Origin of the sequence: Nostoc sp. JL33 (assembly GCF_017114985.1) — a bacterium.
Classification (GTDB): domain Bacteria; phylum Cyanobacteriota; class Cyanobacteriia; order Cyanobacteriales; family Nostocaceae; genus Nostoc.
In genome coordinates, this window is sequence record NZ_JABXKP010000039.1 from 66263 (window position 1) to 78691 (window position 12429).

The 12429-nt window shown below is 41.3% G+C and carries 13 protein-coding genes and 1 pseudogene; 7 read left to right on the plus strand and 7 right to left on the minus strand.

Features of this window, described 5'->3' with window-relative positions:
• From HWQ23_RS10245 to HWQ23_RS10260, 4 genes and pseudogenes are all read right to left on the minus strand, one after another.
• Window positions 1-316: hypothetical protein (locus HWQ23_RS10245; protein WP_292827295.1), on the minus strand; the 316-nt coding region annotated here is incomplete at its 3' end.
• An 897-nt stretch (window positions 317-1213) separates the two neighbouring features.
• Window positions 1214-1918 (minus strand): P-loop NTPase family protein, encoded by a 705-nt coding sequence (locus tag HWQ23_RS10250; protein ID WP_292827298.1) that lies wholly within the window; start codon window positions 1916-1918, stop codon window positions 1214-1216.
• 155 nt (window positions 1919-2073) lie between these two features.
• On the minus strand, window positions 2074-2469 hold the full coding sequence (locus HWQ23_RS10255) for a hypothetical protein (protein WP_292827301.1): 396 nt from the start codon (window positions 2467-2469) through the stop codon (window positions 2074-2076).
• Between the two features lie 599 nt (window positions 2470-3068).
• Window positions 3069-3334: pseudogene (locus tag HWQ23_RS10260) on the minus strand (DUF429 domain-containing protein); the annotation flags it as partial.
• A 151-nt stretch (window positions 3335-3485) separates the two neighbouring features.
• Between HWQ23_RS10260 and HWQ23_RS10265 the strand changes: the two are divergent.
• From HWQ23_RS10265 to HWQ23_RS10280, 4 genes are all read left to right on the plus strand, one after another.
• Complete coding sequence (locus tag HWQ23_RS10265) at window positions 3486-4748, plus strand: glycosyltransferase family 4 protein (protein ID WP_292827304.1); 1263 nt, start codon at window positions 3486-3488, stop codon at window positions 4746-4748.
• Window positions 4749-4820: 72 nt separating this feature from the next.
• Complete coding sequence (locus tag HWQ23_RS10270; RefSeq protein WP_292827307.1) at window positions 4821-5687, plus strand: calcium-binding protein; 867 nt, start codon at window positions 4821-4823, stop codon at window positions 5685-5687.
• Between the two features lie 504 nt (window positions 5688-6191).
• Complete coding sequence (locus tag HWQ23_RS10275; protein ID WP_292827310.1) at window positions 6192-6374, plus strand: hypothetical protein; 183 nt, start codon at window positions 6192-6194, stop codon at window positions 6372-6374.
• Window positions 6375-6392: 18 nt separating this feature from the next.
• Window positions 6393-7325: an SAM-dependent methyltransferase gene (locus HWQ23_RS10280; protein ID WP_292827313.1), complete on the plus strand. Its 933-nt coding sequence runs from the start codon at window positions 6393-6395 to the stop codon at window positions 7323-7325.
• Window positions 7326-7497: 172 nt separating this feature from the next.
• Here the strand turns inward: HWQ23_RS10280 and HWQ23_RS10285 are convergent, their stop codons facing one another.
• Together HWQ23_RS10285 and HWQ23_RS10290 are read right to left on the minus strand one after the other, a co-directional pair.
• Window positions 7498-8403, minus strand: coding sequence for an acyl-CoA desaturase (locus tag HWQ23_RS10285; RefSeq protein WP_292827316.1), 906 nt, complete (start codon window positions 8401-8403; stop codon window positions 7498-7500).
• 154 nt (window positions 8404-8557) lie between these two features.
• Window positions 8558-8692, minus strand: a complete 135-nt coding sequence (locus tag HWQ23_RS10290) for a hypothetical protein (protein WP_292827319.1) — start codon at window positions 8690-8692, stop codon at window positions 8558-8560.
• A 124-nt stretch (window positions 8693-8816) separates the two neighbouring features.
• Here HWQ23_RS10290 and trpS point away from each other — a divergent pair, with 124 nt between their 5' ends.
• The 3 genes from trpS (at window position 8817) to HWQ23_RS10305 (ending at window position 11872) form a co-directional block, all read left to right on the plus strand.
• A complete protein-coding gene (gene trpS, locus HWQ23_RS10295) occupies window positions 8817-9827 on the plus strand; it encodes a tryptophan--tRNA ligase (protein WP_292827322.1) in 1011 nt (336 codons plus the stop codon).
• 58 nt (window positions 9828-9885) lie between these two features.
• Window positions 9886-10806, plus strand: a complete 921-nt coding sequence (locus tag HWQ23_RS10300; RefSeq protein ID WP_292827325.1) for a methylenetetrahydrofolate reductase — start codon at window positions 9886-9888, stop codon at window positions 10804-10806.
• Window positions 10807-11023: 217 nt separating this feature from the next.
• The gene (locus HWQ23_RS10305; protein ID WP_292827328.1) at window positions 11024-11872 is read left to right on the plus strand and encodes an Rpn family recombination-promoting nuclease/putative transposase; all 849 of its coding nucleotides are present in this window, start codon (window positions 11024-11026) and stop codon (window positions 11870-11872) included.
• Between the two features lie 144 nt (window positions 11873-12016).
• On the opposite strand, the gene HWQ23_RS10310 is transcribed toward HWQ23_RS10305, so the two are convergent.
• Window positions 12017-12262 (minus strand): hypothetical protein, encoded by a 246-nt coding sequence (locus tag HWQ23_RS10310; RefSeq protein ID WP_292827331.1) that lies wholly within the window; start codon window positions 12260-12262, stop codon window positions 12017-12019.
• Window positions 12263-12429 lie beyond the last annotated feature (167 nt).

Here is a 12429-nt window from a genome sequence, read left to right on the forward strand (position 1 = left end):
CTAGACCACTACCGCTTGTACCGCTACCTGTACCGCTACCTAGACCACTACCGCTAGTACCAGTACCTGTACCGCTAGTACCAGTACCTGTACCGCTACCTAGACCACTACCACTTGTACCGCTACCTGTACCGCTACCTAGACCACTACCGCTTGTACCGCTACCTGTACCGCTACCTGAGCTACTGCCACCACTGGAACCTCCGCTGCCGGAGCCTCCGCTTTGGGCAGAAACAGAAGGAGGTAAGGACGCAGAGGCGAAACTGATGGCAAAGACACTAGCCAAAACAGCTTTAGATAAATCAAAAGACTTCATGATTATGGTTCCTTTTGTGTTGTAGATTTCTGTGGTTGATTGATTTTCAAAACCGATATTGTCTACTCAATCGACTGCTAAATTAGGTAAATTTTGACAATATTGATTGAGGAGTCTTTCACCGAGTTTCTTTTAGAATAATTGAAAGCATTTGAAGCTCCCACAACCAACAAATGACTATTCGTCAAGTCAAACTAATTAATAATAAGTAATTACTAATTTATGATTAGGAACCAACGACCAAAGTCGCTTGTTCACAACAAACAAGGAATAATAATAAATTACATTCACTTGGATCATAAATTTTAATTACTTATTGTGAATAATTTTGTCATTCTTATCCAGAATAGCTGCTAATTTTTTCCCTGACTTCTACCATAGGAGTAAAACCACTTCTATCGCAGGAATTAAATTGGCATTAAAGTTAGTCTATAAAGGTGAAGATAATCAAACCTTCGGGAGCTTGCAATTAGATAAGCACAATGTTCACACTGAGGGTTTTACGCTGGATTGGCAGATCAACAGGCTAGGTTGACATAACATTCAGAAGGATCTTTATGTAGTCCGATATTTTTTGAATATAAAGAAAGTATAAAGCTGCTTATTGTAGACAAAAACAAAATTTTTAACTATAAAATTTCCTACCAATCATAATCAATAGAACGATGTTTGAGTTACTTATTTAGATGGGCTAACTAAGTAGGCAAGAATAAATCAAACTATATTAGGCAATTTAAAATTAATTAAATTGGCTTGTAGTAAGGGCTTCAGCCCTATTTTCCGGGCTGAAGCCCTTACTAAAAGCCATTACGCAACACGAGGTTTTAAAACTCCAGCAAGAACTGCCTCGCCCCAGCAAATAACTAAACAAGCGTACCATTCCTCTCTAGGGCTTTGCTATTCAACTTTTTCATACCAGATGCCTACTCTCTCAAAAGCACTATAAGCAAGCTTCAGAAAATTCACTACTCTCTGTCTCCCAATTATCCCAAATTCTTTATGCTCTCTCGCCTCTGCAAACGTCAGGCGATTTTGGTCAATTATGTTTCTTTCCTTATATGCTAACTTCGGAAAATCCATAACTTTTATCTTATATTTATTTACTATTTTCTGAAAGTTGGAGTCTGACTCTATATGCTCCCAATCATCACACAGCCCTAAATTTCTCACCAGAATATGAGGGATTCTGTCACCGTAGGTATTCACTGACTGAGCAAATAGGTTCATGCTGTCGTATCCTCCTGTCGATACAAACCATTTGCAAAACATCACCCCCTGCGAACTCCCTAGCTCAAATAATTGATTAGAGTCAATCCACCCTTGTACTGCTCTATGCGATTGTGCGGCTAAATTCACAATTACTGGCTTCTCTATCGCCCACTCAAATATTTTATCTGCCTTATCTGCCTGTCGTTCATTCTCACTAAACACAGCATACTTACATATCTCCTTATACACTCCTGCTACATCTGGATTCGATCTATCTGTCTCCACTGGTACAAACGGGATTCTCTTATCCAGACAATACTGAATCATTGTCCTAGCAAAGAGAGACTTTCCTACCCCACCTTTTTCACCATCCACCAAATGAATCGTCGGCATTACAGCCACCTCTAATACTTATTAAACTTGTCTGATACATCTTTCCCAGGCTTAGAACTTTTTGGCGGTTGCCGCTTAGTAGTTTTGGTAGTTTTCTGAGATGCCTTTATCTCATCCTTTGATTCTTGCTGAACTTGAATCACTGGAGTTGGCTTTTATAAAGAAGTCTCAAGAACAAGAGAGTCTTCAGTTACTGAGGGCGATTGTCGCATTACTGATGATTCTGTTGAAATCTGAGTAGAATTCTCAGCAGACAAAACTGGTTTTAGTTTAACCCCTCTTTTGCGAGAATATTTTTCTTTCTCAATCTCAGTTAAATATTGGTTGAATGTCGCTGCCGAAACTTTTATTTCTTGAGTTTTTAGAATCTCAGAAAGCTTTTGATAGCTATAACCTTTCTTCAGAGCCGATTGAAGCTGATCTCGCAGAAAGTAAACGCTCTCTGGCAGTGATAGTTCTTCTTTATCCTTCTCTTCTAGCTTTTCTAGAAAAGCTAGAGTCGCTTGGAGTTTATCAATAGGAATTTTCTGTCCTGGGGTTGTGCGTACCATTTGTTCTGGTGAATTGGCTCAAAATTTAATTAATCCTATCACCACACTCTCTTGTGTGATTGATAAGATTATACATATTAATCAAACTAGCTCTACTCAATGAACTAGTACGTGCCCTTTACCCCTTCCACTTTCTCAAACTCGACACAGAAGATGTAGTTTCTCAAACTCCTTGGGGTTACTAGGCGTCCCTGGCTAGGATATTTAGATGTAGTGGTTTTTGCTTTCTGAAGAGAATTAATGTCAGTAGACATTCTGTGTTAAATTGCACCATGCAATATTCACCTGTGTCTCGTAGAGCGATGTCATACGAAAAAGCCGTTGCTTCGTCTACGCTGACTATGACTAAGCTGTTCTACAATATAACCTTGCTCCCATTAGGGCGGGCTTTCGGGGCTACCCCACAAGAGTTAGGTTTAATTGGGTTATGCTTTCTTAGAAGAGGGATAAAGCTGTTGGTAAAGGCACAGGATTAGGATTAGCGATCGCTCAATAAATTGTCGAACAAACCCATAGTGGACAGTTGAGTTGCAATTCTATTCTGGGTGAGAACCCTTGTAGAGACGTAGCAGTGCTACGTCTCTACTCCTATGTCTAATAGCTGGATAGCATCCTGGATGATATTTGCCAAAGTACTTGTGGCTGAGTTTGTCGGGGAGGCGGCGTTGGGTATGAGGGTAGGTGCATCTACGGCGATGATGGCTGGTTCATATGGTTGTACACTCTGATCGATCCAGGTGAGGATGTCTGCAATAGCATCTTTGCGGTCTAAATCAACTAGTTGCAGTTGTCCATCTATGCATTCTAAGCAGCATAGTCTACTTGGCTGGGATTTCCAGCCTAAATCAATGCCAATAAATTTCATGGTCATAACATGAATTTGCAATTATTTTCCCATTTCACTGCAACGATTCATCTAAATTTACTTGCAAAAAATTAGGGTAAATAATCTTATAATTTTAAGAAGCTTGTCTTAATTTATTTTATCTGGCAATAAGTTAATCAAGATTATTCCGATGCAGATTTTATTTTTACATCCCAATTTTCCCTCGCAATTTCGCAATCTAGCGACAGTTTTAGGTAAAAATCCTAATCACAAAGTCGTCTTTGGGACAAATCGACGTGAAGGGGAAATATCGGGCGTTTATAAGGCTATTTACACTCCTTCTCGTGAAGCTGCTCCCCAAACCCACCACTATGTTCGCAATCTGGAAAATGCTGTTCTCACCGCGCAGGCTGTCTATCGCGTAGCAGAAAAATTAAAAGCTGAGGGTTTCGTTCCAGATATAGTTTATGGTCATTCTGGTTGGGGGCCAACTTTATTTATCAAAGATGTTTTCCCCAAAGCCGAATTATTGTGTTATTTCGAGTGGTTTTACCACGCTCACGGTTCGGATGCAGATTTTGATCCCAATGAACCACTGAATGCTGATGATCAATGCCGCATCCGTGTGAAAAATGCGCCGATTTTGACTGATTTATATAGTTGCGATCGCGGTCTTTCTCCGACGAATTGGCAACGGCAGCAATTTCCTAAAGAATATCATAGCAAACTCACTGTACTTCATGATGGTATCGATACCAACTTTTTTGTTCCCAAACCAGGCGCAAAGTTAGTTTTACCAAGAATAAATCTTGATCTCTCCCATGTGGAAGAGTTGGTAACTTATGTGGGACGGGGGATGGAACCTTATAGAGGTTTTCCGCAGTTTATGGAAACGGTGGCCTTACTTCAGCAGCGAAGACCTAAGTGCCATGTAGTAGTTGTGGGAGAAGATCGGGTTGCTTATGGGAAGAATCTCCCCAATGGTCAGACTTATAAACAATTAATGTTAGAAAAATTATCTTTGGATTTATCGAGGCTGCACTTTACAGATAGGCTTCCTTACAATGAGTACCTTCAGGTTTTACAAGCTTCTTCTACTCATATTTATTTAACCCGTCCTTTTGTTTTATCCTGGTCAATGTTAGAAGTAATGGCAGCAGGATGTTTATTAGTAGCTTCTAAGACTCCGCCAGTATTGGAGGTCATACAGGATGGGGTGAATGGACTGCTGGTAGATTTCTTTTCTCCTCGGAATATTGCTAATCGGGTTGAAGAAGCGCTGAATAATCCTCAAGAGATGAACGCAATTCGAGCGAATGCGCGAGAGACAATTATCAAGCGTTATGATTTGGCAAAACTTTTACCACAGCATTTGCAATGGATGTTCGCTGGGAAAAGTTCTCATAGTTTGAAAAAGCGCCCCGATTCTAAAGGATTTGGCAAAAGTCATTAGTCATTAGTCATTAGTTACAACCAACAAAGCACAAATGACAAATGACAGACAAATATAAAACCGATATTTAAAATGCGAATTATTTTTACTATTGCTCATTTTTTCAAACCTAGCAGTGATGGTCGTCATGCTTCCCAACGCAAAGACCCGCAACCCCGCTTGCAGGCGTTAACTAATAGCCTTACCGCCTTACACCAATTATTTGGTAAATCTCAAACTATCATCAACATTGCTCAACGACTAGCTTTCACTGCTAACCAGCCGCAGTCTCACGAACTAGATATTGTTATTTGTACAACCAAAGATAATCATCTTCTGAATCAGCTTCCCTTACCAGCCCATTTATATAAACATCATTCTACTGATGTAGAACCTCTACTTTTGGGGTTTGAGTGCCAAGCTATTCTGCAAAGTTGTCTCGGTCAGTATGATTATTACTGCTTCCTTGAAGATGACCTAATTATCCATGACCCTTGGTTTTTTATAAAATTAAATTGGTTTACCCAACAAGCGAGTGACTTAAACTTGCTCCAGCCACATCGTTATGAAGTCTCCCCCTACGGTTTGGTTCACAAAGCTTACATTGATGGAGATTTGGCGTTGCGAGTAAGTGCTCCTTTTCAAAATGTGCAGGAAAAACCGGAACTTAAGGGTACAATTCTGAATACACCAATTACCTTTTGTCGTGCCCTCAACCCTCATGCAGGCTGCTACTTTTTAAATGCAAATCAGATGGCTCATTGGGCTAATCAAACTTATTTTCTCGACCGAGATATTAGCTTTGTTGGGACTCTAGAAAGTGCTGCTACTTTGGGAATTATGAAGACATTTCGGATTTACAAAACCTCACCAGAGCAAGCAAGTTTTTTGGAGATTCAGCACTTTGGAACAGGATTCCTGGGGCTAATTGGAGGAGAAGTGGGTTTAGCAGAAAGGTAAATGCGGTTTTTGAAGGGCGATCGCAACCAACTGCCACTAGTACAATAGACATAGGCGTGAAAAAGAATGTAGAGACGTAGCAGTGCTACGTCTCTACAAGGTTTGTGGGTAACGCATATTTAATTTCTGGAGATGTTTAATGTCTAAGCTAGTAATGAAAAGTTTGTAGTAAGCACAAAGCGTACTTAAAGGACTCAAGTCCTTACTACGAACTTACTTACCCATCAATTTAAACTTGAGAGACTACTAGAAACGGAAACGAGTTGAGCGAACAACACCCTGACGCCAAACAATTATCGGAAATAAACGCAGTTAATGCCAAGTTATAGGACGTTTGCCCTTGGTATGCTTACCTTTTATCAAGTAAAAGTGGCATCAGGTGCGTTAAGATAAATATTTTTAAATGTATGTTACAACTTCTTACATTTTGGGATTAAAAAGCTAAAAAAATTTAATTATTATACTCATGTTGCATAATTTTAATGCTTGTTTAGGAGTAAGACTATGACTTCTAGTACCCTGCTGCAAGAAATAGAAAAGTATATCCCTATTGTGGGAGATATAAATATTAAGACTCCATTAGCATATCAAGCAACTCGTGGGGCGGTTGAGGTAGTTAACACAGTCCAGATGGCAGTGGCAGAAGCTTATATCAACGGATTAGAAGTTCCTGATTCCGTTCTATAATCGCTTTTCGATACCTGTATGCCAATTTTCTTTCAGTATTTCCCATCCCTGCTAGCACCCTATGAATGGGTATTAAAAGAAACGGATCATCTCGCCGTAGGATCGCGGGAACTAATGAAAATTCAGTACGACTTGCCTCAAGCCATGCTGAATACTATGTTATGGGACGGGAAACTCATTTATCCTAAGTACAGCATGGGATTGTGGGAAAAAGGAGCATTAAACCTTGAGCAATCCCAGATGCACATGATTGATGATGTGATTGAAAAGCTAGACATCAAGGACGGAGACAATATCTTAGACTTTGGGTGCGGATGGGGATGTGTTCCTAATTACATTCTTTCTAAGTTCCCTAATGTCAAGTTTACGGGTCTTAATTTGAGCCACGAGCAATGTGAATATATCCGCCGCAAAATGCAAGATCCTGAGAGTTATCTCAGTTCAGATCGGTTTACCCTATATGAAGGTGATTTGAATAATGCAAATTTCGAGACGAAGTTTGATAAAATCCTCTCGATTGGTGTTTTTTGCCATGTTGGTAACTTAACGGCAGCCTTTAAAAAATTAGCTTCGTTTCTGAAGGATGATGGCAAAGTTTTGATTCACATCATCACAGTCCGCATCCCTAACAATATGTCTAGCGTTTACACTCACAAATATATTTTTCCACACGGTCGGTACTGGAATTACGATGCAGTTCCCAGCCATAACCAAGACCTGAAAACAATTCAAAGATGGTATCTCAATGGCTCTAATTACTCTAAAACACTAAGTAACTGGTTACAAAATTTTGACGACAACCAGACCACAATAAAAACGTTAAACTATGGCATGGACTATGCCAAGTTTCGCCGGATATGGAGGTTTTATTTGATATGGTTTATTCGGAATTTTGCTTGTTGTGATGGAGAATATAATGGTAATGGTCAATTTTTAATGGTTCATGCTTAACCGGACAAAGTTAGTGTTTACCCTGCTAGGGGATGGACATCGTGCCTGTCGTTATTCAACAGAATGAAGATGCCTTCTTCACAAAAACATCTTCATTCTGTTAAATGTTTGGATTCTTGACTGAGACGGCAAAGAACAGACTTTTTTCCTGAGCAATCTGTCAACCAGAATATCAAACGGATGTCTTTGCTTCCGCCTTGAAAACTGAGTTCTGACAGTTGCGGTTTCTGGCGCGAGTGAGAAGTTCTGGTTCAGAAGGTACTCTAATCTTTGACGCTAGCTTCAGAAACTGAAGGATTTTGATGAACCAAAATGTTGGGTCTGGAAGATAGGCAACCTGCCCCTCTCGCAGCGTTATGCCATGCCGGGCTGACCACTGGAATGCATGATGAAGATTATGCCAGCCTTCACCCAAGGTCAGAAATGCTACGAGCCAATGATTCCGACTGTAGTCATTGGTTATGAACGGTTGCTCGCCCAGTATGTGGCTGAGTGAGTTGACGGTGGCGACACCGTGGAAGAGGACAGTCGTGCTGAGGAAAAAAGCGCCGAGATATTCAACTCCACCAATGTAGTACGAGAGCGCACCAAGAGCAACGGTGGGAATGAAGTGCAAACGGTCAACAATCTTCAAAACCAGATTACTCTCAACATCGGTGGGAAGTTTAGAGGGAAAAAACTGTGGGGAGAATAGCCATCCAGCTTGAGACCACCAGAATCCTTTGATTCCTTTGAAAGGCATATAGGGAGAATGAGGATCTTCTTCCTGGTCTGAGCATTGATGATGATCCATGTGGTGAGCTTTCCACCAACTTGGCCCCATCTGCCCGGCTGAAGCAGCCACGATGCTTCCAACACATAGAACTGAGGTTGGAGCCTGGTAGCTCTTGTGGGTGAGTAGCCGATGGTAGATGCCAGTAGTTGCAAGCATTCGTATTATATATAACAACACGGCCCACAAGGCAGCACCCCACGATAAGCCAGTAACAATAATGAGTAATGATCCTAGATGACTCACCACGATCAAAGTAGGGCCTAGTATGTAAGAAATAATCGTGAGTTGAGAGTACTGCTTCATTAGTCTTCTAACGTCCTTAAGCTTCAAAATAGAAATGCACCACATCCTCGCCGCAGTCAGCAGAATGCCCACTGTTGCCAGCGTTAACGCCACAGGGACATCTTGGCACAATTCGCTATGCGATTGTATCGACTTAGAATGCCAATTCGACTTTTTATTTAGGCTTTTTCTTTTGCGATCGCACTTGACATTCAAGACAGTCGCTATAAGCTGTCGTTAACACACTAAATTGTCGTTTTTCTTCGTGAAGAGTTTCTATAGTAATCCGAGTTGAGTTAAAATCTCTCATCCCGCAACGGCCAGTTGACCTGGAAAATGTCAAAATTAAATGAGTTTTGCGTAGGCGCAAGCGACTTGTCGCCAGACATCGCCACTTTACATAGCGCAGATTTGAGATAACTAAGTTGAAATTTATGGGCAAGCAACGTGTTCTTTCTGGAGTTCAACCAACCGGCAATTACCATCTAGGTAACTACTTGGGAGCCATTCGCAACTGGGTAGAAGGTCAGAGCGAATACGAAAATTACCTTTTTGTCGCTGATTTGCACGCGATTACAGTGCCACACGACCCAACACAGTTAGCAGCTGATACCTACACCCTTGCTGCTCTTTATCTAGCTTGTGGTCTTGATTTAAATCACTCCACCATCTTTGTACAATCCCACGTTTCGGCCCACAGTGAACTCACCTGGTTGCTCAACTGCATTACACCTCTAAACTGGCTGCAAGATATGATCCAGTTCAAGGAAAAGGCTGTTAAACAGGGAGAAAATGTGAGTGCAGGTTTGTTGGATTACCCTGTACTAATGGCGGCTGATATTTTGCTTTACCAAGCGGATAAAGTGCCAGTGGGTGAAGACCAAAAGCAACATTTGGAATTGACACGGGATATTGCAGCTCGGTTAAATCACCAATTTGGTAAACCAGATCAACCAGTTCTGAAGTTACCAGACCCTTTGATTCGTAAGGAAGGGGCAAGGGTGATGAGTTTAGCGGACGGTACACGCAAAATGTCAAAGTCTGATCCTTCCGAGTTAAGCCGGATCAGTTTGCTAGATTCACCAGAAGAGATTCAATACAAGATTAAGCGTTGTAAAACCGATCCGATTCGTGGGCTGACTTTTGATGATCCAGCGCGTCCAGAGTGTAATAACTTATTAACGCTCTATACATTGCTTTCTGGGAAGAGAAAGGAAGATGTCGCAGTTGAGTGTCAGGATATGGGCTGGGGACAATTCAAGCCATTGTTGACGGACACGATTATTGAGTCCCTGAAACCAATTCAAGAAAAATATCAGTCGATAACGGCGGATAAAGGCTATTTGGAGTCTGTGTTGCGGGATGGAGGGGAAAAAGCTAGGGCGATCGCAAATCAAACTTTATCACAAGTAAAAGCTGCTTTAGGCTACTCTCTACCTCTATAACTTTTCGCTTTTCGGTGTGATTTGCTATACCATTTAAGAAATGGAAATTCTTAATTTTATGCATTACACCCATAGCCCCACAGCCTTCAAGAGAGCTGTACAAGCAGGTGAATTTCTAGTTACTGCCGAGGTAACACCGCCGAAAGGGGGAGATCCAGCGCACATGATTCAAATGGCGGCGACTCTTAAGGGAAGGGTTCATGCTGTCAATATTACTGATGGTAGCCGCGCAGTATTACGGATGTCTTCCTTAATGGCGTCGGTAATTTTGTTACAAAACGGCATAGAGCCGATTTGTCAAGTTGCTTGCCGCGATCGCAACCGCATTGGTTTACAAGCTGATTTGATGGGCGCTCATGCTTTAGGTATTCGTAATATTTTAGCTTTGACTGGCGACTCAGTAAAAGCAGGCGATCATCCAGATGCCAAAGCAGTGTTTGACTTGGAAGCTGTGCGACTGCTGCAACTGATTCGGAAGATGAATCAAGGCGTTGATTGCAACGAGAAACCCTTGACTGATGGAGCGCTAGATTTATTTGTTGGTGCAGCAGTAGATCCGCAATGTAAAAGTTGGTCGGGTTTGCAAAGTCGATTTGAACGCAAAATTGAAGCCGGAGCGCAGTTTTTTCAAAGTCAGTTGATTACCGATTTTGAGCGGCTAGAAAAGTTTATGGATCTAATTGCTGCTGGCTATAAAAAACCGATTTTGGCAGGAATTTTTCTGTTGAAATCGGCAAAAAATGCCCAGTTTATTAATAGATGTGTTCCGGGTGTAAATATTCCCCAGCATATTATTGATAGATTGGCAAAAGCTAAAGACCCTTTTGAGGAAGGGATAAAAATTGCCGCCGAGCAAGTGCAAATAGCGCGGCAATTATGTCAGGGTGTGCATATGATGGCGGTGAAGCGTGAAGATGCGATCGCGCCAATTTTGGATTTAGCTGGGATTGCTCCAGTTAATCAGTTGGTATCCAAGTAAATGAGATATAGCGTTTAACCTCGCCCCGATAAAGCTGTGCTTTATCTCCCCTCTCCTTAGTAAAGAGAGGGGTTGGGGGTGAGGTTTTGACGCTATAACGAATCTTTTATTAAAGCAGATGTTTGTTACCATTTGCTTTTTTTAATGTTGAATCAGATGCGTATACACTATTTTTGATATAACTTTGAATATCCAATTTTCGCTTGACTAAATCCAGGTGCAAACTGACAAAATCTTTTATAGCTTATTTCAAGCTTTCCCTAGCATATTTTTTGCAATAATTGGCGAGACGACTGTCAATATCAACGCCTATGAATTTGTTTCAATTGAAGTAAAACAGACTGCTTTTAGGATTGATGGGGTATTCATCCCCACAAGTGAAACTACAAACCAACCACTTTACTTTGTTGAAGTTCAGTTTCAATTAGACCCAACTTTTTATAGACGCTTCTTTGCGGAAATCTTCCTTTACTTGCGTCAAAACGAATCAGTCAATTTTTGGCGTGCTGTGGTTATCTATCCGCAACGAAGTTTAGATCCAAGCGATCGCCTACCGTATGAGTTGCTGCTAAACAGTTCACAAGTGCAACGCATTTATCTAGATGAATTAGATACGGGGGAGAACTCACTGCAAGTTGCGATCATTAAATTAATTATCGAAAGGGAAGAAACAGCCATTGACAAAGGTAGAGAATTGATTTTACAAGCAAGGCAACAGCTGGCAGATGAAGCTACCACCAAGCAAATTGTAGAATTGATAGAGACTATTCTGTTGTACAAATTTACCCGGTTAAGCCGAGAGGAGTTAGCAGAAATGTTAGGTATAGACGAGGAATTCAAAAAAACAAGGATGTATCAATCAATTAAGGAAGACGGCTTAGAAGAAGGTCGCCAGCAAGGTCGCCAGCAAGGTCGCCAGCAAGGTCGCCAGGAAGGTCGCCAGGAAGCTAAGTTAGAAGCTATTCCCCGGTTGTTGGCATTGGGGTTGAGTGTGGAACAAGTGGCGGTGGCTCTCGATTTAACAGTGGCGCAAGTACAGCAAGCAGCCCAGAATCAGTCTAGCTGATAGTGGGCTGTTTGCGTCTTAATGTAATGAGTAAGTGCATCACCGAACAGGCTCTGTGTAGACATCGCCTATTTAATCTTTAGTTTCATAAAATCAGAAGCGATGTCTACGACGGGCTTACGCCTACGCACTTAAAAACCTGGCTTACATCTTACCGTGTTGTAGCACTTGTTGTAGATGTCGGCGAACTTCTTGTGCGTGCTCAATATCAGATTGGCGCAGTTTCTCGAACAACTCTACACAAGGCTGGGAACCGGCTTGCTGTGCATCTTTGATGTATATATCATAAGCCTTAACGGCTTCAGCCTTGTTGTGCAACACGGTGACAAAATCATACTCCAAGTCGCTAATTACTTCTTGAGACTGTCCGTTACCTGTATTTGTAGTCATTGCTTGACCCTCTTTTAGAATTTATAATTAACTTTATACTCACCCTTAAAGAGCGATTCATCTTCCAAAAAGAGTATATTTCAATACGTCGGAAGTACCTTGTGATTTTAGATTTAGACTTGTCGATTATTTTCAGTCGAACGATTTTAGATGCTTCAAAGTTCCTG